The sequence below is a fragment of the Actomonas aquatica genome (assembly GCF_019679435.2).
Classification (GTDB): Bacteria; Verrucomicrobiota; Verrucomicrobiia; order Opitutales; family Opitutaceae; genus Actomonas; species Actomonas aquatica.
This window is the reverse complement of sequence record NZ_CP139781.1, coordinates 3,048,850-3,074,953: the sequence shown is the minus strand read 5'-3', so window position 1 is coordinate 3,074,953 and position 26,104 is coordinate 3,048,850. Positions and strand designations below refer to the sequence as shown.

The following is a 26,104-nucleotide window of genomic DNA, read 5'->3' as shown; positions in this document are numbered from 1 at the left end:
AACACGAACCCTAAAAATGACTTCGAATCCCCCCTCGATTTTAGGGCCAGTGACAATGAAAGTGACAATGACGTCGAAAAACGGGGATGTCGCCGAAAGTTAAGTTATTGAAAATCAACACATGGCCTTGTGTCAAAATGGCACTGGGCCAAACCGGGGTTCGAATCCCCGTGGGGACGCCACTTTTAAAAAGCCCTCTGACGATCAAAAGTCGGAGGGCTTTTTGCATTCCGGCGAACCGACGGGGAGGCGAACCCCGGAGGGGTTGTCTGGCCACTCGCGTTGCTTGTAGAGTGGCGTGAAGCGGAACGGGCCGCGCGAAGGCGCGGAGGGCGTAGCCCCGCAGGCGTGAAACGCCGAAGCCAATCCCCGTGGGGACGCCACTTTTCGGAAGCCCTGTAACTCGAATGAGTTACGGGGCTTTTGGTTTCTCGGGGCGCCTCAAAGTGACAATGAAACTGACAATGACGTCTATCGCTGAGGACGTCGGGGACCGGCAGAAAAGGGGCTGAGAGGACCTGTGCTAAGTAGAGGATCCAATGTCTTCCTCCTCATAAAACACCTCCGAGGGAACTCGGATCGCGGTTCCCGTCGCCACCCATCCACAGCGTCCGGTTTTCGTTCGATTGCCCCGGGCGGGTCAGCGCTGCCCTTTCACGGGGCTTTCACGCAGCACTCTGAATCAGTTGATCGTTCCTAGCCGAGCGAACGGCTTTCAACCTCTTGTCCGCTCACATGTGGTCCAGTTGCGAGGCAGTGCAACCCGCGGCATTAGGCTGAGCGAGTTGGATTGGGCGTAGCCCAGGTTCGAACGCTGGACGGGTTCAACGAGGTGCCGCTGCGACACGCTTTGGGGAAAATGAATGTGCTTCGCACTGAGTTTATGCACTGAAACCTGATGGAAGACTCAGGAGTCGGGCGCCGGCGCTCTTAGATTGGGTGGCTGACCGTCTCAAAACTTTTCCCCCTGAAATGGCTGCCGTGGCCGCCTCTTTCATTTGCGCCTTGCTGTTGTTTCCGGGCTGTAGGGTCGGTTAGCCTATTTTATGCCATGAACAGGCAGCAATCGGGGCTTCGGTTGAAGAACTCGCCGGCCCGAAGGACAGTCGGTGTTTCAGAGGCTTCGTATTCAATTAAACCGGCTCCTCGGAACAAGCGAAGGAGGGTCAATTCGATTATTTAGCGGTGTAGCCGCCGTCGACCGGGAGATTGGTGCCGGTAACGTAGGTGGAGGCGTCGCTGAGGAGGAAGGCGACGGCACCGCTGATCTCATGGGCGTGCGCCATGCGACCGGTCATGGTCATCTGGCCGTAGCGCTGGAGAAAGGCGTCGGGCGGCGGCTTTGCGGGATTAAAGATGCCGCCGGGGCTGACGGTGTTTACGCGCACGCCCTTGGGGCCGTATTGGGCGGCGAGGTAGCGGGTGAGGTTCACCATACCGCCCTTGTGGAAAAAGTAGTCGGGCGGGGAGATCATCTCGGTGCCCTCGTAGAGAAAACCATTGGGGCCAACCATGCCCTGAATGGAGCCGATGTTCACGAGACTGCCGGAGCCGGCGGAGGCCATGGCGTTGCCAAACGTGCGCGCAGTGAGCAGCAGGCCGGTGGCGTTGGTTTCCATGGAGTCGCGCCAGGCAGCGACCGGATCGTTGAGACCGGCCATGGGGCGGCTGACGGCATTAAACACCACGCCGTCGATACGGCCGTGTTGGTCGAGCAAGCCGTCGCGGAGCGCAGCGAGTGACGCTTCGTCGGTGATGTCGACGGCGGTGGCGGTAAGCAGATGGCCGGCGGTGGCTGCGTCGGTCTGCAGGTCGGCGAGTTTGGATGGGTCGCGACCGGCCACGATCACGTGAGCGCCGGCGCGGGCGAGGTCGGCGGCGAGGGCGCGGCCGAGCAGGCCGCTGCCGCCGAATTGCACGACCAGTTTACCGGCCAACGAAATGGGAAAATCAGACATAGGGAGACGAGGAGGAGGCGGGCGCGGCGGGCGGATTTTTGATCAGCTTCAGGCGCTCTTCGATGTAGCTTCCAATGCCAACGACGTCGGCGCCTACGCCGAAGAGCCGGTAACCTTCTTTGACCAGCGTGTCAAAGGGAGCGATGAGCCCGGCGGTCATGGTGAACTTGCCGTGGGCGGTAGCGGCGGCGGCGACGCGCTGACGGGCGGCGACGACCTCGGGCGCGTCGAGTTGGCCGGCTTTGCCGATGAGGTGGCTGAAGTCGCCGGGGCCAAAGAGCAGGCCGTTGAAGCCGGGCACGGCGGCGATTTCTTCGACGTTGGCCAGCGCCTCGGGTGATTCGATTTGGAGAATGATGATGCGCTCCTGATTGCTGTGTTCGAGGTATTCGGCCATCGGCACGTGACAGAAGCGACCGTCGATGTTGCCCCCGTCGAGGGCGCGGCGCCCCATCGGATGGAAACGCACCCAGTTGACGATCTGGCGGGCTTCGTCGGCGGTGGTGACGTGCGGCACGATGATGCCGGTGGCGTCGGCTTCGAGGGGGCGGATGTAGTCGCTGTAGCTGCCCCGACCGACGCGCACGAGGGAGTCGATGTTGTGGAGGCGGGCGGCGCGAATCTGGTTTTCGAGACCGATCCAATCGTTGGGCACGTGTTCGGTGCAGAGCCACACCGCGTCGACGCCGGAGAGGCCGGCAATCTCGATCACGCGCGGGTCGGAGAGATTGATTTTCAGGATGCTGGGATAGTTCCCGGCATTGAGTTGGCCGAGGACACGGCTGGGGCGGAGATTCATGAGCGGTGATTTAGGAGGGAAAGGAGTTCGGGGATATCCACGCGGCGGGAACCCTCTTCCCGGCTACGGATACCCCCGATAAGGAGGGCCATGAGTTCGATGGTGTGCGCAAAGGGGCACGGCTCGGTGCCGGTGCGCACGTAATCGAGGAAACTCACGATCTGGCGATGAAACGCGGTGTAGGTATCCTTCAGTTGGATACGCTGGGGGCCGGCGGTGCCGGTGAGTTGAAAGGTGCCGAACGCCGCGCCGCCATCGGCAATGACCGGGATGGTCACCTGGACGCCGGAGTGGTGCTGGAGGTGGGCGACTTCGAGGCCGGGCTGGCTTTCCAGGAGAATGGAGGAGTAGCCGGGGCCGGTGAAGCGGAAGAGGGGCTCCAGCGCGTGGATGCCGTAGGTTTCCCACGCCTTGCAGGTGAGGCCGGAGAGCCAACGGAGTTCGCCGAGTGGGCTCGGGTCGGCAAGGAGGGCATCAAATTCCGGAGCGAAACGCAGACCGCTGGAGGAGAGCAGCCGGGCGCCGTTGCTGCGCCAAGCGATGAAGGTGCGAAGGTCTTCGACGGTGAGGGCGAGGGGCTTGTCGATGAAGACGGGAAGACCGGCTTCGATGAAGGGGCGGGCGCGGGCGACGTGGGTGTAGCCGTCGTCGGTGGCGATGAACACGGCGTCCACCTGCCCGATGGCGTCTTCGGGGCACGCCAGGATGTGCGGAATGAGCGCAGCGGGCGCGACGAGGCGGGCGTCGGCGGGATCGTCGGTCCAAATGTGCGTGACCGCTGCGTGGGGCAGGCCGACGGAGCCAGCCGGCTGGGCGTTGAGGTATTGGCCAATGACCGGGTAGGGGCAGGCGGCCATCAGGTCGCGGTCGTAGCCGTTGATGATGGCGGACCACGAGTAGGGGTGGCCGTTGCCGGGCACCATGCCGATCATGGCGAGGCGCAGGGGGGGTGGATTGGCAGCGTCGTCAGGCATGAAGGTCGGCGAGGTGAACGCGTTGGTCGCGTTGGGAAGCCTGAAGGGCAGCGAGATTGAAGCGGAGCGTGTGGGCGGCGTCCTCGAGCGTGCAGCGCACCGGAGCGGTGCCTTCGATGGCGTCGAGGAAAGCGTTCGCCTGTGCGGTGAAGTGGGTATCGCGTTCGGGTTGGGGCAGCTCGTGCCAGGTCCAGCCGGCGGCGGGATCGGTGCAGACGCCCCAACGATTGGCGTGGAGTTCGACCTTCACACTGCCGCGGGCGGCGTTGAACTGGAAGGTCATCTCGTTGGGCAGCTGGAACTGGTTGAAGACGTAATTCACCAAGGCGCCATCGTGGCGGGCGGCCACATGCACGGTATCCTCGACCTCCACGTCGGCCAGCACCTGATGGGCACTGTCGCAGATCAAACTGCGGGTGGGGCCGAGGACGCTTTCGATCCAGTTGGCCACATGGGTGAGGCCATCCTGGATCGCACCGCCGCCGGAGGCATGGTCCCGGTAGTAGGTGGAGGCATAGGCCGGGCGCAGCAGATGGAAGGGTTGGCCGGTGGTGACATGAGCCTGAACGATCGGTCCGAGTGAGCCGGCCTGCAGAAAGGACGCGGCAGCCTCCAGCAGAGGGAACACTCGGTATACATAGGCGACTCCGGCTTGGCACCCGGATCGATCACGAGCGGCAATTAGGGAATCGACGTCTTGCAGGGAGTGGGAAAGGGGCTTTTCGATAAGGACGTGAATACCCCGAGCCAGCAGGGCGCGTGCTATCTCCACGTGGGATGGCGCAGGCGTGCAGATGATCGCGCAGTCGATGCGTTCGTCGGGGGCGAGGCGTTGCCAGTCGCTGATGCCAGGCACCGCATAGTCGGCGGTGATACGTTCAAGCAGCGACGGGTTGGCTTCGCAGGCGATGACTGTGGCCCGCCCCGTTTGCTGGAAACAGCGCAGGTGGCGCTCGCCGATGCTGCCGCAGCCGATGATCAGAGCCGAATGGGATGCCATGAGGGGGTGGTCGAATTTTCAGAAACGAGGCGAGTCGTTCATCCGCTGGGATAAACGAGTTTGCCATAGATTAAAAAAGTATACACAGGTATCCATCGTGCAAACCAAGAGTGTCAATTCCGATATTGCCTATGATTACATCCGGAAGCGGATCCTGAGCGGAGAGTTTCCGCCGGCTCATCCCTTGATGACCAAGGCTTTGTCGGATGAGATCGGGGTGAGTCGCACTCCGGTGCGGGACGCACTCCGGCAGCTTGAGGCGGATGGGCTGGTGACGATCGAAGCGCGGTTGGGTGCTAGTGTTAAGAAGATGGAACTCAAGGAGTTCCAGGAACTCTGTGGGATGCGTTTAGCCTTGGAGAGTTATGCGGCGGGACTGGCGGCACGCCATCACTCGAGTTTTGATCTGCAGGAAATCCTGCTGCCCTTGGAGCGCATGCGTCAACTTACGGAGCAGATCGTCACAGAAGGGCACAGTGACCAGGTTTTTGCGGCCTTGGTGCGAGAGGACGTGCGCTTCCATGTGGCGATCATGACTGCGGCCCAAAATGAGCTCATGAAGCGGGAAATCCTTCGCTTGCACTTAATTAACCGAGTTGTCTCGGACAAGCCATCGGGGCAGGAGCCGTTGCCGGAGGATGAGCAGGGGGAGCGTCGACGGGCGGTTTTGGCCAGTCATGAAAAGATTTTTGACGCGATCAAGCGTCGGGCGGTGCAGGAGGCGGAAGCCGAGATGGAGGAGCACCTGCGGGAAATGGTAGATCACCATGTGCGCCTAATGGCGCGAGCCTCGGCGCGCACGCGCGGCCCGGAGCTATCTGAAGAGGAATTGCTCTACACGACCTGAGTGCAGTTTTGCGCTGGCCGGATGACTAGATTTGCCCGTTGTGGGCGATTTTGTGCACTTAGGCTTGTAAAGTGTATACACGGAACATACACGAGGATACTTGGCATTGTTCAAGCTCACTACCCCACGAACCTCCCAAGCTCAATTGATGAACAAGAACTCTTCACCCTATCACTTCCGGCGTCTGGCTTTTGCGGCGCCGTTTTTTGCGGCGGCGCTTTCGCCGACCATTGCCCAGCAAGCCGCTGAGGCAGAGCCCCATTCCGAAGAAGCCATCGTGATGTCGCCGTTCGTGGTGCATGACGAAGAGGCTGAGGGTTATGCGACCCAAGCCAGTTTGGTGGGCAGTCGTTCAGTGACGGAAATTGCCGACATCCCGGCGGCCCTCACGGTACTAAACCACGAACTCTTGACCGACCTCGGTGCTTTTGAAGCCAGCTCGGCGCTCAAATTTGGTGTGTCCGGCGTGACGCAAAACCAAACGATCAACGACGATACCAACATTCGCGGTTTCCGTGCCTCCCAGGCCATGCGCGACGGTGTCTTGAAGGCGCTCTACAAGCGTAACCCGATGTATGACGTCGAGCGAATCGAAGTCATCAAGGGCCCGGCCGGTATGTTGCTCGGTCAAAACGGTTACATCGGTGGTGTGATTAACTTCGTTTCCCGCGAACCGACTTTGAATCCGGAGGGCGAGATCAAGGCGTCGTTGGGGGAGGATAGCTACATGCGTCTCGAAGTGAACAGCTCCGGTCCGATCGTGAAGTCCGACGACTTCACTGCACTTTACCGGGTGACACTCGGCGCGACCAGCGGCGACACCACCAAGGATATCTGGGCAGATGACGACCGCTTCTTCGGCACCGGTCTCATGTTCCACTTTGGTGAGGATCAGCGCACGACGATCAATTTTCGCCTCTATAACAGCGTCGACAATGGTTACTTTTATTGGGCCGACTTCCTCGATGCCAGTTCCACGGCGCAGAATCCGATAATCAACCCGTATTCGACCCGCGACTTTTCGGTGGGTCGGGGTGAGGATGCCAAGTGGGATGACGAGGAGTGGTTCGGCACGGTCGATCTCATGACTCGCCTCACGGACAACGCCAACGTGCGGATTCGCTACAGTTACAACGACCATGAAGATGAGCGCCTCATCCTGCGTGGCTCGGCGATTGGCGCGGATAACGTCACGCTGCAGCGTCAATATATCCCGTATGAGAGCTACAGCTCGAGCCATTTGGGGCAGTTGGACTTCCTCTACAATTGGGAGACCGACTTCATGCGTCATGACATCAGCATGGGCGGTGACGTGTCCCACGGCCGCAGCCATGGTTCCAGTGTAGTGGTCGTGGCGGACCCGATCGACGTCCGTAACCCGGACTTCTCCAATGACGACAGCCTTGATCCAAACACGCCGCGGACGAATCGCAGCCGGGGCCAAAGCACCAACGCTTCGCTCTACATTCAGGACAATGCCTACTTCTTCGACGATAAGCTGATTCTCGTCGGTGGTTTCCGTTGGTTCGACACCTACAGTCGTAGTGAAAATCTCGCTACAGATTCAACCTCGATCAATGACAACCCCTGGGTGCGCACCTACAAGTATGGTGTAGTCTACAAGCCGGTGGACGGCCTTTCCCTCTACTTCACCGAAGCGCAGAATCTCATTCCGCAGTCGGGCTTCACCACTGAAGAAGTGCCGCAGCCTTACCGCGATCAGGAGGGCAACCTCACGGAGTTTGGAGTTAAGTGGAGCCGTGATCTCTCTGATACCGTCAGCATCAATATGACGGCGGCTCTGTTCGACATGGAGCTGACTAACGTCCGCACGCAGGGCGTGGGCTTCAACTCTCGTGGTGAGCAGATTTACATCCAGTCGGAGCAGGACTCATCCGAGGGTTGGGAAGCGGACATTGGCCTGCGTTTCAACTTCAGCGAAAGCGCTCACGCTGACCTCATCGCCACCTACTATCACGCCGAGACCGAACAGGCAGGCACGGGCCGTGCGACGGTAGACGCGCCCGAGGACGTTTACAGTCTGATGGGTAAGATCTCCTTCACGGATGGCCCGCTCAAGGGCCTGATGTTCGGTGGTGGCGCCTACGATCAGACGGAGAAATACAATGGCGGCTATTGGCTCGATTTCCCGACCACTTACTCAGCCTTCGCCCGCTACGATTGGGGTGAAAGCTGGTCCGCCCAGCTCAATGCCGAGAACCTGACCGACGAGTATTACCTCGTGGCGGTGGCGCTGAGCGGTCTGGTGCAGACCTCGCAGCCGCGCACCGTGCGGCTTTCCGTCGGTTACTCCTGGTAAGCCGGACGTGTTTTTTCGGTGGGGGCGGGAAGTAAGCGCCCGTCCCCTCCGTTGGTATGGTAGTCGTAGTAGTTAAGCTGGGGCGATGGCAGTTCACCATCGCCCCCTTTCCCGTTAGAATTCCCCTTTCTATTTTGCGGGCTGCAAGCCGCGGCGCCGATTTGCCGGCCCACCCTTGCAGGAGATCGATGCAAGCAATCTTCGGTTCGGCCGCGAACGTTTCGCCTGTCCCCTCGTTTCATCCCTTATGCCCATGACCCGGCTCTCTTCGTTACTCATTTCATTTGCGCTGACCCTGGGCGGGAGTGCGTCCGGCAGCGCCGCCGAAACCCCGATCGCGCCGATCGAACTCGGCGATCAGTTGCAGCTGTTTGCAGACCGCACCATCATCGGTGAGATTTCGGGCGCGGCGCGGTTGCAACAGGGCCAACCGGTCGAGCGCGAAATCGTTTTGCGCGCGGACGAGCCGTGGGAGGGCAGCGCGCTCTTCATCAGCTCGATTTTTGAGCACGAGGGCAAATACCACATGCTTTATCGCGGGATCAATGAAGGCACGGGCGACGAGTCCGCCTCCAGCGTCTATCTTTGTCTGGCGACGAGTGAAGATGGATTGGTGTGGGAGAAACCAAACCTCGGACTGGTGGAGTTCGACGGTAGCACGGCCAACAACATCACAGGCTTCGCCGACGGTGCTTCCACTACCTGGATGTTTACGTTTCTCGATCCGCGACCGGATGTGCCGGCCGACGAACGCATCAAAGCCATCGACATGCGCGACGGCGAACGACGGGCGGGGGGCGCAGGCAAGGGTCTGCGTGCGTTCATGCTCGGATCGGCCGATGGGGCGGTGTGGCATGAGCTCGGTTACGCGGCCGACCTCGTCAGTGATTGGCCCAACGCTTTTGATGGCGGCAGCGTATTTTGGTCCGAAGTGGAACAGCAATTTGTCGGCTACTTTCGCTGGTGGGATATCGATGCGCCCACCCACGAACGCTCCCTGCACGATTGGATGATTGACCGCAAAGGGGTGAGGTCGGTGTTCCGCTCCGTGTCGTCGGATCTCCACAGTTGGACGGAACCGGAGGCGATGGAATACGGGGATACTCCGCGTGAGCACATCTACGAGCCCTGCACGGTGCCGTATCCGCGCAATCCGTCGCTCTACATCACACTGGCCAATCGCTTCAATCCGGGCCGCCGCGCGCTCACCCTGGAGGAGGAGCAAGCGCTGCAGATCCGCAAGTTTCCGGGTAATACTCGGGTTCGGTCCTACACCTTTGCGAGCGATGCGAACGACCTTGTTTTGCTCTTCAGCAAACCCGGTTCCACGCACTTGGACCGTCCTTTCATGGAGGCGTTTCTGCGTCCCGGCACGGAACTGGGCAACTGGAGTTCACGCAACAGCTACGCACCGCTCAGTGGCGGTTTGTTGGAAACCGGACCGAGTGAACTTTCCTTTTATCTGACCCGCCATCACTTGCAGCCGACCAATCACATTCGTCGCATGTCGCTGCGCACCGACGGTTTTGCCTCCGTAAACGGGGCTTATGAAGGCGGCGAAGTATTGACCGAACTGTTCACCTTCGACGGTGACGTGCTGCAGCTCAACTTCTCGACCAGCGGGGCAGGGCAGGTGCGAGTCGAGTTACAAAACGCCGCCGGCGAAGCGTTGCCGGGGTTCGCGCTGGAAGACTGTGATCCGTTGATTGGCGATCGCATCGACGGCGTGGTGAGCTGGCGCGGACGCACCTCGCTCAACGCCTACACGGCCACGCCCATACGTCTGCGTATCGAGGTGATGGATGCAGACGTCTACTCGTTCCGCTTCACCCCGGTCGCTTCTGATTCATGAACTCCCTTCGCTCGCTTTGTTTCTCGCTCCTGATCGTCGCTACGGTGACCGCTCCGGCGGTGGCTGAGACTTGGCCGGATATCGGCTCGCGACGGGAACTATTTGTAGACCGGGCCTTGGTCGAATCGATGGATGGGGTGCGCATGGAATTGGCCCGTCCGCGCGACGAGGGCCCGGTGCTCATCTTCGAGGATCCGTGGGATCAGGCGGTGGTTTACACCACGGTAATCAAGGATGGCGGCGTCTACCGGCTGTATTACCGCGGCGGTGTGCCGGCGGCGGGCCTGACAGACCCGGCCGACATCGAGGTCACCTGCTACGCCGAGAGCACGGATGGCATTCACTGGAGGAAACCGGAGCTGAACATCCACGACTACGCGGGGAGGAAGACCAATATCATCCTGCCGCCCGACGCCCGTCGGATTTCTCACAACTTTTCGCCGATGCTGGATGACCGCCCCGGGGTGCCCGCCTCGCAGCGTTACAAAGCGGTGGGCGGACGCGGGGGCAACCGGCCGGTGCTCAGCGTGGAGACCGGTCGTTTTGAGCACGGCAGCGGCGACGAAGTGGTCGCGACCGGTGGCCTGCAGCGTCTCGTATCCGCCGATGGAATACACTGGGAAGTATTGCCAGGGCCGGCGCTCTTTGATGGTTATGCGCTCGACTCGCTCAATGTGCTCACGTGGTTGCCGGAGGAAGAGGTTTACGCGGTTTATCTGCGCACGTGGACGGAAGGAGGCACGCCCGACAATCCCGGTTTCGCCGGTTACCGGACGGTGAGCCGGGCGACGTCGCGGGATTTTATCCACTGGTCGAAGCCGGAGCCCATGAGTTACGGAGACGCGCCGCCCGAGCACATCTACACCAACGCGACCACGCCCTATTTTCGCGCTCCTCATCTGCTGATTGCTCTGCCGTTTCGTTTCTGGCCGGAGCGACGGGCTTACGCGGAGGAGGTGTTCGTCGAAGCCGGGGTGCATCCCGGTCAGCTCAAGGGCGTATCAGACGCCGTGCTCATGACCTCGCGTGGCGGCACCCGTTACGATCGGACGTTTATGCAGTCCTTCATTCGCCCCGGTCGCGATCTGTTCAACTGGCATGCGCGCAACAATGCGCCGGCGGTGGGGGTGGTTCCGACCGATGGTGGCGACACGATTTCGTTCTACACCACCACGCACTACACGATGCCCAGCGCGCAGCTGCGGCGCTACACCCTGCGTCCGGATGGTTTCGCCGCCGTGCGCGCAGACTACGCTCCGGGCAGTTTGCTGACGAAACCGTTTCGCTACACCGGAGACCGGTTGAATCTCAATTTTGCCACCTCTGCGGCCGGGTTCGTGCAGGTGGAACTTCTGGACGCCGACGGCATAGTGTTGGCCCGCAGCGATGAGCTCATTGGTGACGACCTGGAACGGATCGTCACGTGGAGCAACGGGACCGTGGTCGCCGCCCAATCCGGCCAGCCAGTGCGACTGCGTTTCACGCTGCAAGACGCCGACCTCTACGCGTTTCAATTTCAACCCTAAGACCCCCCTCGATCCTCATGCGTTCCTTCCTCCCTCGTTCCCGCCAGCTCATCCTCTCTGCTTTGTCTCTCCTGCTTGCCCAAGCCCACCTCTCCCTTGCTGCCGACGCCACGCCGATCGGCGAACGCCGTGAACTCTTCGCGGATCGCACGCTCATTGATTCGATGAACGGCGTGCGTCTGCAGTTGGCTCGCACCCGCGAAGCCGAAGCGGTGATGCAGTTTGATGAACCGTGGGAACACGCGGTCAACTACACCACGGTCATTAAAGACGGGGACCTCTACCGGCTTTATTACCGGGGCATGTTGCCGGAGCGCGAGAATGGCACCCCGCTCGAGGTCACGTGTTATGCGGAAAGCACTGATGGGGTGAACTGGGTGAAGCCGGAACTCGATATCTTCGAATACAAGGGGCGTAAGACCAATGTCATCCTGGCGCCCGATCTCGCCAAACGGGTTTCCCACAACTTCTCGCCCTTCCTCGATGACCGTCCCGGAGTGCCCGCGGCGGAGCGTTACAAGGGCGTGGGTGGCGTGTTTCACGACAACAGTGACTTGGTGCCCGACCCGGCCCAGGCCAGCGTGAGCGGCGGACTCTACCGTTACGTTTCGGCCGATGGCATCCACTGGAAGCTTGCGGCGCCGCAACCCATCCTGCCGGGCTACGCGCTGGATTCACAAAACGTGCTCATCTGGGTGCCGGCCGAGGAGCAATACGCGATCTACCTGCGCACTTGGAGCGAGGGTGGGGTGCCCGGCAAGCCGACTTATGCGGGCATTCGCACGGTGAGCCGTTCGGTGTCCAAGGACTTCACCAATTGGTCGGAACCCGAGCGCATGCATTTCGGCGACGCGCCTTTGGAACACCTCTACACCAATGGCACGCATCCCTATTTCCGGGCGCCGCATCTGCTGGTCGCCTTGCCCTTCCGCTTTTGGCCGGACCGTCAGGCTTATTCGCCGGAACAACAGATCGAGTGGGGCGTCGACCCGTCGCAGGCTCACGGGGTGTCCGATGCGGTCTTCATGACCTCGCGCGGCGGATTGGGTTATGATCGCACCTTCATGGAGTCCTTCCTGCGTCCGGGACGTGATCCCTACGCGTGGCATGCGCGCAACAACTCGCCGACGCTCGGTGTGGTGCCGACCGGAGATGGCGAAATGTCATTCTACGCTGTGACTCACTACATGATGCCGAGTTGTTTCCTGCGTCGTCACGTGGTGCGAACGGATGGTTTCAGCGCTGCGCACGGTGGCTACGAAGGCGGCACCCTGCTCACCAAACCGATCACCTTTGCAGGGGGAAACCTGGACCTCAATTTTGCCACCTCCGCCGCCGGTGGGGTGACGGTGGAGTTGGTGGATATTTATGGTGAAACGCTGGCCACGAGCGAGGAACTCATTGGCGACGATATCGATCGCAGCGTCACCTGGGTCGGTCGCGATGACGTTGCAGAATTCGCCGGGCAGCCAGTCCGCCTGCGGTTTACCCTGCAGGATGCCGATCTCTACGCCTATCGCTTTCACCGCTGACTCCGATGTGTGTCCCTTCCCGCTCAACGTGGCGCCGCCTCGTCGGTAGCCTGACCGTTCTCTTCGCTTTTACTGCCATGACTTCACTTGCCCAAGCCAAGTCTCCGTCGCTGCAGGCTGCTGCCGTAACGTTTGCTCTGGAACCCGAGGTCGGCGTGCCCGCCGACTTCACCGCGACGGGGATGAAGATCAACCGAGTGGAGAGTGATCTCAAAAGCACGATCATCCTGATTGAGCAGGGCGACCAGCGCATGGCGTTGTTTGCAACGCCGTTTCCGTTTGATTCGCGTCGGCCGCTGCAGAACGCCGCCAAGGCTATTCTGAGTGATGCGCTTGATTTGACGCCGGCTGAGATCGTGCTCGCGTCGTCCCACGATCATTCGGTGCCGGCGATGCACATTGCGCCGGGACCTGATGGGGATCCGACGGGCGAGGCCAATGACATTGGTCAGGCGATGATCGATGGATTGCGCCGCAGTGCGAGTGGCCTGCGGGCGAAGCTCGTGCCGGTGACGGTCGCCTGGGGCGTAGCGGAAGAACACCGCATGACCTACAATCGCCGCGGTCAGCGTGAAGACGGCAGCACCTATTTCATGCGCGAGGAAGACCGGGCGTTGTTGGGGGAGGATTTTGTGGGGCAGATCGACCCGCTGGCTCCGGTCGTGCTCCTGCGCGGCAAAGATGGTGCGGCGGTGGCGGCACTGGCACTGTTCACCGGTCACCCGGTGACGGCCTACAACCCCGAGGATCCGATGGCCTTTGGCCAGTGGCCGCAGCTCGCGACCACTGCGCTTTCGGAGCATCTCGGCGGCGCTCCGGTGGCGTTTCTGCAAGGCTGCGCGGGCGACATTAATTCGAAGTTTATGCTCACCGGCACGATGGAGCAGGCGCATCAAATGGCGGCGTATTTGAGCGAAACCTTCATCAAGGCGGCCGATGCCGCCCGCCCGGCGACAGACAGTGATTTTGTCTGGAAGCGGGCGACTGCCACCGTGCCGTTGGCTCCGCTGCCGACGATCGAAAGCCTGCAGGCATCTCTCGCTGAGATTGATGCTTTTGTTGTGCGGGCGGAAGCCGGCGACGAGGACACTCTGTCCTGCGTCGGACTCAACTTTCCTCGTGCGCTGAGCCCGATCTATCGTTCAAAGCTGGTCGCTCCGGTGCGGCGTTGGTATGCATGGGCGTTGGAACAACGCCAAGCCGGCACGGCCGATGAGCTGCCACGCGAAGTGGAGATGGGCATCGTCGCCGCACAGCTGGGCGGGGTGGGGATCGTGGGTCTGCCCTTTGAGGCATTCGTGCGCACGGGTTTTAAGATCCGTCAGGAAGCACCGCAGGCACTCGTGTTGACCGCGGCTTACGTGGAAGGCGCGCAAGGCTACATTCCCGATGCCACGGCGGTGGGTGACCTGGAATATCAGGCCGGGTTTTATCGCTATCTGCACGGACGACCACCTTACGCGGAACCGGGCGCAGATGCTGCGGCGGACGATGCGGTGGCCGCGCTGCGCAGTTTGCATCGGTAACGGTTTTGGCTGAGCGTCCCGTCATGTCTTCCGAAGCTTTTTACGAACTGGGAGCCGACAGTGAGGTCGCTCCCCAAGTGCAGCTCGGTTATCGTTACCCCGGCTGTCGTGAACCCGCTCGCATCGGGCGACGGGCGCGCTTTCACAGTGGCGCGGTGGTCTATGCCGACACGGTGATCGGGGACCATTTTAGCTGCGGTCACAACGCCACGATCCGCGCGGAATGCACCATTGGCGATCGGGTGGTGATCCTGCATGGCTCCACCTTGGAAGGGCGCGTCACCATTGGCACCGGAGTGAAGATCATGGCGCATGTCTATATCCCCAGCACGACGACCATCGGCAACATGGTGTTCATCGGCCCGGGGACCAACCTGCTCAATGCCAAGCTGCCCATGCGCAAAGCCGGCGTGCAGGGGCCGATGATCGGTAACCATGTCGTGATCGGCGGGGGCGTGACGATTGGTCCCGGCGTCACCATCGGGGACAATGCCTTCATCGCCGCCGGTGCGGTGGTGATGAAGGATGTGCCGCCCAACTCCCTGGCCCTCGGTTGTCCGGCGCAGGTGCGTCCCTTGCCGGCTGAATTTGGCGCCGGCAATGACCCGGCCCAGATCTTTGGCGGCGCCGATCTGTGGGACCAGCGTCCGAATCCCGAACCCTGGCCCGAAGGCTTCGACCCCTCGGCGGAGGCATGAGCGGAGGCAATGTGGTGCTAAAGTGGATACAGCGGCGGTGCTCATGGCGACGGAAGGCCGGGCTGATCATAAGTGCGTTGGCGGGGACGTTCGCGTCGGCAGAGGTGATTGATTTGGGCACGCGGCGGGAACTCTTTGTTGACGACTTTCTGACTGCTAAAGCTGAGCACGTGGAGTGGCGGGCACAGACGCCGCGTTTGGCCGGAAGGGCCTTTAACTTTGATCGACCGCATGAAGGAGCCTTTGCCGGCTACGTGAGTATCGTGACCGTGCCCGGCGAGGGATTTCGCGCCTATTATCGTGGGCTGCCCACGCCGTCGCGGGCGGCGGAAGGCCTCGATGTGACCGCTTATGCGACTTCAACCGACGGGGTTACGTGGTCAAAGCCGGCGGACAATATCGTGCTGCGGGAGCATGCACCGGCATCGCACAACCTGAATGTGTTTTACGATCTCAATCCGGCGGCGCCGGCGGAGGAGCGTTGGAAAGCGGTCGGAGGAATCCAGACGAGTGGTCTGCGACGTTTCGTTTCCGCGGACGGGGTTAACTGGACGCCGTTCATGGCGGGCGAGCCGATGATGCCGATCACGGACGATTATCGTTACGATTCGCTCAACGTGGTCTTCTGGTCGGAAGCGGAGGCTAAGTATGTCTGCTATTACCGAAGCTTCCGTGATTTTGAGGACGGGCGGCGTGTGCGTTGGGTGTCCCGGGCCACCAGTCTCGATTTTGTGACGTGGCATGATGAGGGGCCGATGGCGTTTCTTGATGCCGACGGTGATGCCGCTCCGCCCGAGCAGATCTACACCAACCAAACGACGCCTTACTTCCGTGCGCCGCACCTCTACGTCGGCATTGCCGGGCGCCTCGTCGAAGGCCGGCAAGTGGTCACCGATGGAATGGCCGCGCGGCTTGGCGTCGATCCCGACTATTACCGCGACGTATCCGATGGGGTGTTACTGACCACCCGGGGGGACCTGACTTACCAGCGGACCTTTGTGGAGAGCTTTTTGCGACCGGGGCCGGGCTGGGAAAACTGGACTTCGCGCAACAACTATCCAGCGCTGGGCATCATTCCGACCGGACCGCGGGAGATGTCGTTTTTTGTGCAGCGCCGTTACGGTCAGCCCGATCAACACATGGCGCGCTACACGCTGCGCACGGATGGTTTCGCCTCGTTGCACGCCGGCTACAAAACTGGCGAATGGCTGAGCCGTCCGATTCGATTCAGCGGCAATCGCCTTGAGATCAACTACGCCACTTCGGCGGCGGGCAGTCTGCGGTTTGAGCTGCAAGATGCAGCCGGTGAGCCGATCGATGGATTTGCGCTGGCGGACTCCCGACTGGTGGTGGGGGACGAAATCGCGGGCTGGGTCGATTGGCAGGGCGAGGTCGATCTCAGTGCTTTGGCAGGGCGAGTGGTGCGATTGCGCATCGAACTGCAAGACGCCGATTTGTTCGCCTTTGCTTTTGCGACTGAAGAAGCCAACGCGGCTCAAAACTCTGCGCCCAACACCATTCAACATGAGCCGACCCACCGACCCCCTCGCCCGTGAAGTAAACCCGCGCGTGCGCGGGCTTTTCATCAAAAACCTGGCCGATTTCCAGACGGAGCTGGCCCGCCTGCAGGCAGGCTTCTTGCCGGGAATCACCGATTGGCAACTTCGCCAGACGCTGCCGGGCATCATTTTCCGACAGTTTCGACGGGTGCAGGACCTGCGGCAACGGGGCCGCGAGCTCGGGTTGTCTTGGCCGGCCAAACATGTGGCCAGTTGGAGTGCCGGGCGGACCCTGTTGGATCGGCTCTGTCATGCCCCGGATCACGATGCTTTTGTGCGCACCGCGCTACAGGCGGTGCCGTCTGCTTTGGCTGCTGCCATCGATGGATACTTGCGGGAAAACGCGACGATCTACGACCAACCCAGCCAACCTCTGCTCGAGACCGATCGCGATGAACTCCGGGCCTTGGCCGAGCAGGCGTCGGCGTGGCGTGCGGCGGAACCAAGTCCGGAGAGTGAGGCGTTTGGCGTCGAAGTTGACGCGCTCCTCGAGGATCTTGTGGTCGTATTGAGCACGCATGCGGGACGGACCGGCGAAGTCTGTCGTGGCGGGCGGCGGATCGGGCGATTGCCGCTGCCGGATGCCGAAATTCCGGCTGGGTTTACGCTGCTGGAATTTGGGCCGGAAGCGCCGGCTGATGATGCAGACTACACCGAACGTTCGCGCTACATCGCGGTGAATTTTCTCCAGGAAGTGCAGGCGGCGGATTCCTGTGCGGCGCTGTTGTTTGATGCGCCGGACATGCCGTGGGAGTTCTTCTTCGATGCGAGTCGGCACATGTGGGATGAATGCCGGCACGCGTTGTTTGGGGCCCGCAAGCTGGCGGAGCTCGGTGTGTCGGTGGAAGCGTCGGGCCTGTCGACCAAGGCTTACGCCATGCGTCAAACGCTGACGCCGCTCGATCGCTATGCGGCGTTGACCACTCAGGAGGCTGATGCCTTTCCGGGCAAACACGCCGGTCTCAAGGAGGCGGTCGCGGAGAAAGATGCCACGAGTGCGATGGCGTGGAGTTACGACATCGCCGACGAGACGCAGCACGTGCGATATAGCACCAAGTGGATCCCGGTCATGATCGAAGAGACGGGCGAACCACGTTCCTACGATCAAGTTCAGGTCGATCTGCGTAACTGGCGGGCAACGGTCCTGGCGGAGGCCTATCGACCGGCGGCGCGGGCGTCCGCGCGGGCGAGTTAGGCCCGACGTTCGGCGTAAGCCCGAAGGGCGTCGGTCACGGCGTCGCCGGCCGGGGCGGCGAAGGGCGGGTTGTAGTGCGAATAGCGGTAAAAGCTGCTCATGTATTCGCGGTCGCCGACACCATCCGCATGAGGGATGTAGCCTTCGCTCTCGTTCACATAACCGCAGGGCAACAGTTTGGTGAAGGGTGAGACGGCTTTGAGGTGCTCACCGATTTCAACAAAGGGCTCAAAGGGAAGTCCGATCAGTGCCAGGTCGCCAAAACGGAGCAACGGGCAACGGATGGGCAGGGTGGGAGGTATTTCGGGGAGGCGGTTCTCCCGGTGCATGGAGAGCGCCCATTCATACCACCCGCGGATCTCCTTCACCAATTGGGCGCGGTAGCGCGGGCTGAGCACCTCGGGAAAATTAAGGCCTACGCAGGTGTAGGCGCCGTAGGTGTTGGTGAGGTGCGGATTGGCGATGAAGGCGTCGATTTCGGCGAGCTCTGCTTCGAGATCGGTCACCGACGGCAAGGCGGCGAGCGGGACCTGGACATCGAGGAGGTCCAGGCCGAGTTCCGGAACGGCGACCTGCTGGCGTTTCCGGTAGGCTTGCAGGAACGATTCGCCGAGGAGGTCACCCAGTTCGGCGGATTTGGCGATGTCGCCGGTGAGAAAATAGCGTGAGTTGATGTTGCCGGCGCAGCCCTGCAGGAAGGCCACCGGAGTATCGCCGCCAAACTCGCGGCGCAGGTGATCAGCCGCGAACTGACTCCACTCACCGGTGGCGGTCATGCGTTCCGGATGATAGGAGGTGACGGGATGGGCCGTAAAGCGGCAGAGCCCCAGCAAGGGTTGGCCGGCGTCATTGTGAAATGTCACGACATCGGCATCGGGATCGATCAAGCCGATGTAGTCCTCGCCCAGGTCCAGGCGTTCTTTTTCGCGAATGAAGTAGGTGGAGCCGTCGGGCCAGTGGCCTTTGCGGTTGTAGGACACTCGGGTCTCTTGAGCGGTGCCCCAGGAAACGGTGGCAGGCTCCAGACGGTCCGGCAGCGGAGTGGCGGCAGTGACGATGGCGTCCAACACTTCCTCGCCGAGGGCGTTGAGCGGGTCGGCATCGAGCGGCGGGATGGAAGAAACCTCCCAATCATTGGCCTGCCGTTCCGAAAGACAGGGCACGCAATGATTGTGGTCGCAGAAGAGGATGATCTGGTCTTCCGGAATCCCGAACACTGCGGCCAAGCGCGGCTTGAGCAGCAGGCGGAACGGGAAGGTGCGAATGTCGAGCGGACTTTCGACGAGGCAGATTCTCCGGTCAGCCTGCTCGAACAAGGCCACGGTCGTGATGAGGTCGGAGACGACGCGTTCGACGCGGGCCCCGGTGCGGCCCCGGGTGGGCAGACCGGCTGCGATTTTGGTGGAGAATGATGCGGCGGCGACGCGCAGTGGGTGGAGGGACAAATCGGACATGACGCAGATGGGGGCGGGTTTTCGGGTCAGAGCAGCCAGAACAGCAGGGCGGCGAGGATCACCAAGCCAACGATGGCGGTGTTGCGGGTGGCGCGGGTGTCTTCGCGGCGAGGGCCAAATTTCGCGAGCGGCAGCGCGATCCCGAGGTTGGCGACCAAGGCGCCGAGTCCAACCCATTGAAAGCTGATTTGGGGCTGGCCGGTAATGGGTTCCCAGAAGGCTATGAGGACGGAGGCGGCGAACCCGTAGGCAAAGCCTAGGAAGGCGGAGAGGGGCGTCGCACCGCGGACCCAAAGCGCGAGGATGAAGAGACAAAAAATCGGAGTCACGAGCAGGTTGGCGGTCTTGCTCGTCATGGCGGTGAAGTTGCCCGGCACGTATTGCACGAACAGGCTCGTCACGATCACGATCGCGCCGATTCCGGCAGCGAGAAACTTGGAAAAGCGCAGGTGCTGGGCCTCGGATTTGAACGACTTGCCGTTGCGATCGAGAAAGTCGGTCATGACCACCGCCGTGATGGAGTTTACCCCGGAGTCGACGCTGGACATGGCCGCGGCGATTGCGCCCGATACGACCAGACCGGTGATGCCGATCGGCAGGAAATGGGAGATGAAGTAGGGGAAGATTTTGTCGCCGTCGGCGGACAAGGTGAGCCCGCCTTGCAGGAGCTCCGGATACTCGGTGAAGAACGCCAGGAGGGACATGCCGAGGAGGGCGAGCACGGTGGAGACACCGGCGAGGGCCACCATTGAAACCAAATACGAGCGGCTGGCCGCCTTCTTGTCCTCCGTCGCCATGTAGCGTTGCACTGCGGTCTGATCGCTGCCGGCCGTGGCGATTTGCCAGAGCATGCCCGATAGCACGGCGCCAAAGAGTGACACTCGAACCGTCGGATCCCAGGTGAAGAGCGGCTGCGTGTCCCAGTTGGGATTCCACGACAGCGAGAACCACGAAAACCCTCCGAGCTTGATCGTAACGATGGCGATGGTGATGAGGGCGCCACCCAGTAGCAGGAAGAATTGAATCAGGTCGGTGATGACCACGGTGCGCAGACCGCCCATCGAGGTGTAGACCACTGCGACGATGCCGGTGAGAGCAGAGATGAGGGGAGTCCACTTCTCATCGAGCCCGATGATGATGACGAGAGCGAGCGAGGCGAGGTAGACCAGCAGCCCCATCCAGACCAGGCGCAGGAGAATAAACATGACGGCGCCGAGCACGCGCACGCCGTAACCCAGACGCTCCTCCAGTAATTCGTAGGCACTGGTGACACGCAGGCGCATGAGTTGAGGAATCAACCATCGGGACACCACCCAGTAGGTGAGCGGGGCCGAAATGATGAGGGCCAACAGAATGGTGGGACCCTTGTTCACCATTTCGCCTGGCTTCGAGAGGTAAGAGACGGTGCTCAGGATCGTGGCGAAGGTGGAGATGCCGATCAGCACCGGGTTCATGTGCCGCTTCGCCGCGATGAAGTATTCCGCCGTGCCCGAATCGCCTTTGGCGCACTTGGCACCCAACCACAGCACGACTCCCAGATAGAGAGCGATGATGCACCAATCGAGCCAGTGCAGGCCGGTGTGAAGCGCGGGCAGCACCTCATCGGTAGCCACGGAAGACTGGGCCTGAAGCAGGGGCGCCAGCGTAAAACCGATGAAGGACAGGAGGGAAAAACGGGTCAGACGTGGCATCGAATCAAAGGCGGTGACGAAAAATGAGCAGAGCAGGGCGACGGCCTTGGGTGCTGGCTGCTTGGATAAAAGTATACACGTGTATAAAAGGTCCAGTGTGAATCGAATTAAGTTGGCCGAGCCAGTTGGCGGAAGCATCCGCTGGCGACAGCAGAGGCCACAACGGTGGGTTTCCTAGCAAAAAGCATGCTCCGGACAATGGGCGGGACGCTTTTGCCGAAATTCTTCAACTTCAGGCAAGCGGTAGCCTGGAGCGGCTCGTCTTACCGGGTGCGAAGATGGTGGACTTATTGTGTATACACGTTGAGGTGGCTCACGGTTATGCTGTTACCCCCGTTCGAGCTCCCTTTGGTAACATGCTCTGTGCCCAGTGGCACCGGGCGGGGAGGACTGTCGGAATGACCCTTCTTTTGGTGCTGGTGGCCCTCAGCGCGTTGGTGCAGGGGCTTAGCGGGTTTGGGTTTGGGATGTTGGGGATGGCGTTGCTGTCTCCTGTGATTGGATACCGCGATGCGCTGGCGCTGTTGGTGGTCCTCAACCTCTTCATCAACTTCTGCAACTTGGCCTTTCACGGTCTGCGCTTCTCCTGGCAGGGGACCGGCGGCGTGATCGGTGGTCTGGCGGTGGGGGTGCCGGCAGGCATGTTTTTGGTGACGCTTCTGGATGAACGCATCCTCTTCGTTCTGTTGGGTGTTTTTCTGGTCTATGCGGCGGGCACGTTCCTATGGCGGAAATTGCGGGGCGGACCGGTCCCGGGGGTGGGCAACGCGTGGTTGGCGGGTGGCCTGTCGGGCTTTTTTGGGGGTGGGTTTAATGCCGGCGGACCTCCGTTGGTGAATCACTGCTTTCGCGGTGATGAGCCCTTCTTCGAATGTAAGAAGCGTTTTGCCGCGATGGTGTTTCTGATGTCGGTCTACCGACTCGTGCTGAGTGGTCCGGCGGGGCTGCACCTGCCCGTGGGATGGGGGGCTTTGGCGGGTCTATGTGGCGCGGTGCTGGTCGGCTTTTCGGGTGGGTTTTTCCTCTCCCGTAAAGTGAACAGCGATCAGATGAAAAACGCGGTCTACGGCTTCCTGCTGCTGTTGGGCGCCTACTTCGTGATCACGTTTGGTGGGAGATTGCTGGGAGACTAGCTCATGCGAGAATTCTTATGACTACAACTGCAGTGAAAAACGCGGACGACACTTGGGGCATCTTGGGCACGGCGGTGGTTCCATGGAACCGTGACGGAGAATTTGACGAAGGCTGTTTTCGCCAGCTGGTGGCCACGTTGGCCAAGGGGCTGACAAAGCAGCTCTACATCTTCGGCACCGCGGGTGAAGGTTACGCGGTTTCGGATCAGCAATATGCTCGGATATCGCAGACCTTTTTGGGCGCCTGCCGGGAGCACAGAGCGGAACCCATGATTGGGATCATTTCGCTGTCGCTGCCCACCATTCAGGGACGCATTGAGCAAGGTCGGGATTTGGGCTGTAGGACCTTTCAACTATCGCTGCCGGCTTGGGGCGTTTTGAACGATGTCGAGTTGGATCGGTTTTTTGCGGAGACCTGCGGGCGGTTTCCCGACTGCGAGTTTCATCATTACAACCTGCGCCGAAGTGGTCGGTTGTTGACCTCGGTGGAGTATCGCCGCGTGGCGGACGCGCATTCCAATTTGGTTGGAGTGAAGGCCAGCACCCGGGACCCGGCGGTGGTGGCGGATCTGCTGACGATGTCTCCGCGATTGAAGTTCTTTTTCACCGAATTTGGCTACGAGCTCGCGCGTCGAATCACTCCGCAGGTCGGACTGCTGATATCCTTGGCTGCCGTCGATTTTGCTTTCGCGCGGGACTTCGTCAGCGCCGATGCCTTCCGGCGAAAACAGATGCTGCCGGCTTTGGAGTTCCTCAGTGGAGGGATTCGTGAAATCGCGGCCGGTGGGATGCATATCGATGGTGCGTTCGACAAAATGATCGCGCGGTGTGCGTTGCCCGAGTTTCCGCTGCGCCTGCTGCCGCCCTATGTCGGTGCGACCGACGCAGACTACGAAAAATTCCGCACCTTCTTGCCCTCGGCAAGGGGATGAAGGCCTGGCGGAACGACCGCGATGCCCCTAACCCGGTTTCGCCTGAGGGCACTCCGTGACGTAGGCGCAGTGGGGGGACACAGTCAGTCCAGCCGGCGCACGGTTTGGCCGGGGAAGAACTTGGGGAAGATGAGCAGGGGTTCGGAGGAGAGGTAGCCCTGGGTCACCATTTGTAACATGAGGCGTGAGAGTCGCTCCGCGTAGGTGGCTTCGGCAAAACCGTAGTGGGTGATCGGCGGGCTCACGGTTTCGAATATACGGTCGTAGTCGCGTGCTACCAGAGAGACGTCCTGCGGCACGGCGAGCCCCCGTTTGAGCAGGTAGATGATGACCACCCACACATGCTGGGGTTTGGCGACCAATAGGGCCGTGGGCGGTCGGGTGGATTTAAACAGGCCGTTGAGTTTGGTGATGATGTTGGCGGTGGAGCCGTTGTGTCGCACCACCAAGGCGGTGGCGTTTTGGGCGTTGGGGCGCTGGGCGACCGCCTCCTTAAATCCCTCTTCGCTTGCGAGGTCGCCAGCCACGCCGCTGTTGGGGACGATCAACGCCATGCGACGATGGCCCTTGCTCAGTAGCACGCCGGCCGCATGGCGGCAGACGGAGCGGTAGTCGATATCGAGTGATGGCAGGCTGACCTCAGGATGACATGAGCCGAGCACGAGCGTGGGCACGTTTTTCTCCGCCAACCATTCCTGCAGGTCGCGGCTCACCGACATGATGACACAGCAGAAGATGCGGTTCTGGCGGATAAAGCTCTCGAGCTTCCGCTGCTGACTTTTCCCACTGCCGCTCGGGCAAACCAACACCTCGGTGAGGAATCCCTGTTCCGCGAGGTGGGCCCGCAAGGTGCCGATGCTGAGTTGCAAAGGCGTGCCCATGTGCGAAAGAGGCTCATGCGTAATGAATCCAACCAGCTGACTGCGGGAACGCTCCTCCGGCGCGGGCTTGCTGAGCAGTCGGTTGCGACGTCCTTGGCGAATGTCGATCAGCCCCTCCTTGGCCAGCAGGTGCAGGGCGGTGCGAACCGTTGGTCGACTCACCTGAAACAAGGTGCAGAGGCGCCGCTCGCTCGGTAGAAATTCCTCCCAGGTTCCTTCTTGAATGGCTTTCCGAATCGCCGCTGCAGCTTGCGAAGACAGTGAGCGGCGGGTCGGGATCTCGATCGGAACGCGGGAGCTTATCATAATATGTTACCAGTGCTTGCGGCTAGTTTGAGAGAAGTGAATGCGCACCTTGATGTGTGATGCCTGAAAACCCCCGTCCCGTTTTTTGGTCCGCGGTGCCCACTCCGTTGACGAATGATCTGACTGTAGACCCCGATGCGGTTTCGCGCGTGATTGACGACGCAGTGCAGTCGGGCATGGCCGGCCTTTTCCTCGGTGGAACGTGCGGTGAGGGACCGTGGTTGCCCGACGTCGAGCGTCGTCGCTTGGTCGAGACGGCCGCCAAGGCGGCCAACGGGCGGTTGTGTCTGGCGGCGCAGGTTTCGGATAACTCCGTTCCGCGAGTGCGAGACAATATCCGGCAGATGGCGGACGCCGGAGCCGATGTGGCGATCGTAAGTTCGCCGGCCACCTTTCTGAATGCGACGGCGGATCGCATCGTCGACTTTTTTGCGGGTGCCGTGGATGCCAGCGAACTGCCGGTGGGGGTTTATGACCTTGGCGAACATCGGCCGGTGCATCTGCCGGTGGATCGATTGGCTGAGATCTACCGCCTGCCGAAGGTGTGTTTGGTCAAAGACAGTTCGGGCAACGTGGAGCGACGGGCACAAGCGTTGGCCGTGGCCCGCGAGCGACCCGATTTGCAGCTCTTCAACGGTGACGAGTTTCGCTGTCTTGAATACCTTGAAGCGGGTTACACCGGCATGATGTTTGGTGGTGCCATTGCGATTGCCGCGCAAATGCACCGCATCGCCTCCCGCTGGGTCGAGGGGGACTTGGAGACCGCGCGAGCCGAGGATGAAGCCATGCGTCAGGTGCTGTTTGGCATCTACGGCGGCTCCGCCATCACGTGTTGGTTGACCGGCTTGAAACACTATTTGGTGCGTCGAGGGCTCTTTACGTCGGAGGCCTCTTTTCTGGGCTATCCGCTGACCGATGATTGCCGTGCGTTTATCGAGCAGCTGACTGCTGAGTCGGCGTGAATCGATCGGACGAAACTGCGGCAGCGAAAAATTCATGGCTGAGCGGGTCAGTTGCGCCTTGATGCGGCAGGTGGCGGAACAGGGGAACCTCCCCAAGCTGGTAAAATAATATGACCAGTTGTCCAATTTTGTTTGGTGGTCCGAATCAGCGGCATGCTGCCATACTCGAGTGCAACACCACGGTTGAGCTGCCTCAACCTGGCACCGGATCCTGCATTTCCCCATGAATTCCCCGGACCAACGCATCATCGTCACGGGCGGTGCCACGAACATCGGCCGTGCGATAACCGAGACGTTTTTGAAACGTGGTGCGCGAGTCGTGATCGGGCAGCCGGAGCCAGCGGTCGCGCGTCCGTTGATTGAGCGCTACGGTGAGCGGGTGGCGGCATTGCCGGTCGATGTGGGGGATCCAGAGCAGTGTCGAAACTTTGTCGACGCGGCGGTCGCGAAGCTCGGGGGGCTGGATGTGCTCGTGAACAACGCAGCAATCACGGGGCCTGCGGTGGTTGGTTCCCTGGAGGGGGTAAGGGCCGCAGATTTCGACCGTCTGGTGCGGGTGAATTTGGGCGGAGCGGTATTTTGTTCCCAAGCCGCCGCACCGCACCTGCGTGCCGCCGGTGGAGGCGTCATCATTCACATTTCGTCGGTCAACGCGATAAGGCCGCAGCGCGGTGCCATGCTGTATGCGGCGACCAAAGCCGGTGTCTCGTCGCTGGCTCAGTCGATGGGGGCCGAATTGGCGGCGGACGGGATCCGGGTGGTGGCGGTGGCACCGGGAGACATTCGCACCCCGGAATCCGAGCAAATGGCGGGTGGTGCACCAGGCAGTGCACCGTTGGGGAGTGGCGAGCCCGGCGACGTCGGCGAGGTGGTCGCGTTTCTCTGTAGTCCTCAGGCAAAGTATGTGACCGCCACCACTTGGCTGGTGGATGGCGGCTGGATCGGTTGAAAGGCTGCCG

The 26,104-nt window shown here is 61.2% G+C and carries 20 protein-coding genes; 13 read left to right on the top strand and 7 right to left on the bottom strand.

The features are described 5' to 3' along the window. Nucleotides 1-1,175 precede the first annotated feature (1,175 nt). From K1X11_RS11980 to K1X11_RS11965, 4 genes are read right to left on the bottom strand one after another with little or no spacing between them, the layout of a single operon-like run. Nucleotides 1,176-1,958, bottom strand: coding sequence for an SDR family oxidoreductase (locus K1X11_RS11980; RefSeq protein ID WP_221031947.1), 783 nt, complete (start codon nt 1,956-1,958; stop codon nt 1,176-1,178). Then, the gene (locus K1X11_RS11975; RefSeq protein ID WP_221031948.1) at nt 1,951-2,757 is read right to left on the bottom strand and encodes an HpcH/HpaI aldolase family protein; all 807 of its coding nucleotides are present in this window, start codon (nt 2,755-2,757) and stop codon (nt 1,951-1,953) included. The genes K1X11_RS11980 and K1X11_RS11975 overlap by 8 nt, the downstream gene beginning before the upstream one ends. Further along, entirely contained in the window at nt 2,754-3,731 is a 978-nt protein-coding gene (locus K1X11_RS11970; RefSeq protein ID WP_221031949.1) for a Gfo/Idh/MocA family protein, read from the bottom strand. Before K1X11_RS11970 ends, K1X11_RS11975 begins: the two co-directional genes overlap by 4 nt. Continuing rightward, nucleotides 3,724-4,731, bottom strand: coding sequence for a Gfo/Idh/MocA family protein (locus K1X11_RS11965; RefSeq protein ID WP_221031950.1), 1,008 nt, complete (start codon nt 4,729-4,731; stop codon nt 3,724-3,726). The genes K1X11_RS11970 and K1X11_RS11965 overlap by 8 nt, the downstream gene beginning before the upstream one ends. A gap of 97 nt (nt 4,732-4,828) precedes the next feature. Between K1X11_RS11965 and K1X11_RS11960 the strand changes: the two genes are divergently transcribed. The 9 genes from K1X11_RS11960 (at nt 4,829) to K1X11_RS11920 (ending at nt 17,786) form a co-directional block, all read left to right on the top strand. Further along, the gene (locus K1X11_RS11960; protein ID WP_221031951.1) at nt 4,829-5,578 is read left to right on the top strand and encodes a GntR family transcriptional regulator; all 750 of its coding nucleotides are present in this window, start codon (nt 4,829-4,831) and stop codon (nt 5,576-5,578) included. A 148-nt stretch (nt 5,579-5,726) separates the two neighbouring features. Next, nucleotides 5,727-7,898: a TonB-dependent siderophore receptor gene (locus tag K1X11_RS11955; RefSeq protein ID WP_221031952.1), complete on the top strand. Its 2,172-nt coding sequence runs from the start codon at nt 5,727-5,729 to the stop codon at nt 7,896-7,898. Between the two features lie 253 nt (nt 7,899-8,151). Beyond that, a complete protein-coding gene (locus K1X11_RS11950; RefSeq protein ID WP_221031953.1) occupies nt 8,152-9,750 on the top strand; it encodes a hypothetical protein in 1,599 nt (532 codons plus the stop codon). Then, nucleotides 9,747-11,276: a glycoside hydrolase family protein gene (locus K1X11_RS11945; RefSeq protein WP_221031954.1), complete on the top strand. Its 1,530-nt coding sequence runs from the start codon at nt 9,747-9,749 to the stop codon at nt 11,274-11,276. The genes K1X11_RS11950 and K1X11_RS11945 overlap by 4 nt, the downstream gene beginning before the upstream one ends. Before the next feature lie 17 nt (nt 11,277-11,293). Beyond that, nucleotides 11,294-12,808: a hypothetical protein gene (locus K1X11_RS11940; protein ID WP_221031955.1), complete on the top strand. Its 1,515-nt coding sequence runs from the start codon at nt 11,294-11,296 to the stop codon at nt 12,806-12,808. Between the two features lie 77 nt (nt 12,809-12,885). Then, nucleotides 12,886-14,334, top strand: a complete 1,449-nt coding sequence (locus K1X11_RS11935) for a hypothetical protein (RefSeq protein WP_221031956.1) — start codon at nt 12,886-12,888, stop codon at nt 14,332-14,334. Between the two features lie 23 nt (nt 14,335-14,357). Beyond that, nucleotides 14,358-15,032 (top strand): acyltransferase, encoded by a 675-nt coding sequence (locus K1X11_RS11930; protein WP_221031957.1) that lies wholly within the window; start codon nt 14,358-14,360, stop codon nt 15,030-15,032. Nucleotides 15,033-15,286: 254 nt separating this feature from the next. After that, entirely contained in the window at nt 15,287-16,588 is a 1,302-nt protein-coding gene (locus tag K1X11_RS11925; RefSeq protein WP_221031958.1) for a hypothetical protein, read from the top strand. Further along, nucleotides 16,557-17,786, top strand: coding sequence for a hypothetical protein (locus K1X11_RS11920; protein ID WP_221031959.1), 1,230 nt, complete (start codon nt 16,557-16,559; stop codon nt 17,784-17,786). The genes K1X11_RS11925 and K1X11_RS11920 overlap by 32 nt, the downstream gene beginning before the upstream one ends. On the opposite strand, the gene K1X11_RS11915 is transcribed toward K1X11_RS11920, so the two are convergent. Together K1X11_RS11915 and K1X11_RS11910 are read right to left on the bottom strand one after the other, a co-directional pair. Further along, nucleotides 17,783-19,240, bottom strand: a complete 1,458-nt coding sequence (locus K1X11_RS11915; protein WP_221031960.1) for a hypothetical protein — start codon at nt 19,238-19,240, stop codon at nt 17,783-17,785. The two genes, K1X11_RS11920 and K1X11_RS11915, sit on opposite strands and share 4 nt — an antisense overlap. A 26-nt stretch (nt 19,241-19,266) precedes the next feature. After that, the gene (locus tag K1X11_RS11910; protein WP_221031961.1) at nt 19,267-20,931 is read right to left on the bottom strand and encodes a sodium:solute symporter family transporter; all 1,665 of its coding nucleotides are present in this window, start codon (nt 20,929-20,931) and stop codon (nt 19,267-19,269) included. 398 nt (nt 20,932-21,329) lie between these two features. On the opposite strand from K1X11_RS11910, the gene K1X11_RS11905 reads away from it, so the two are divergent. Both K1X11_RS11905 and K1X11_RS11900 read left to right on the top strand, forming a co-directional pair. Then, nucleotides 21,330-22,064, top strand: a complete 735-nt coding sequence (locus tag K1X11_RS11905; protein ID WP_221031962.1) for a sulfite exporter TauE/SafE family protein — start codon at nt 21,330-21,332, stop codon at nt 22,062-22,064. A gap of 17 nt (nt 22,065-22,081) precedes the next feature. Continuing rightward, nucleotides 22,082-22,996 carry a dihydrodipicolinate synthase family protein gene (locus K1X11_RS11900; RefSeq protein WP_221031963.1) on the top strand — a complete coding sequence of 305 codons (915 nt, stop codon included), beginning with the start codon at nt 22,082-22,084 and terminating at the stop codon, nt 22,994-22,996. Nucleotides 22,997-23,079: 83 nt separating this feature from the next. On the opposite strand, the gene K1X11_RS11895 is transcribed toward K1X11_RS11900, so the two are convergent. Continuing rightward, entirely contained in the window at nt 23,080-24,183 is a 1,104-nt protein-coding gene (locus K1X11_RS11895; RefSeq protein ID WP_221031964.1) for a GntR family transcriptional regulator, read from the bottom strand. Between the two features lie 59 nt (nt 24,184-24,242). On the opposite strand from K1X11_RS11895, the gene K1X11_RS11890 reads away from it, so the two are divergent. Then, nucleotides 24,243-25,145: a dihydrodipicolinate synthase family protein gene (locus K1X11_RS11890; RefSeq protein ID WP_225919573.1), complete on the top strand. Its 903-nt coding sequence runs from the start codon at nt 24,243-24,245 to the stop codon at nt 25,143-25,145. A 223-nt stretch (nt 25,146-25,368) separates the two neighbouring features. After that, on the top strand, nt 25,369-26,094 hold the full coding sequence (locus K1X11_RS11885) for an SDR family NAD(P)-dependent oxidoreductase (RefSeq protein ID WP_221031966.1): 726 nt from the start codon (nt 25,369-25,371) through the stop codon (nt 26,092-26,094). The last annotated feature ends 10 nt before the right edge of the window (nt 26,095-26,104 follow it).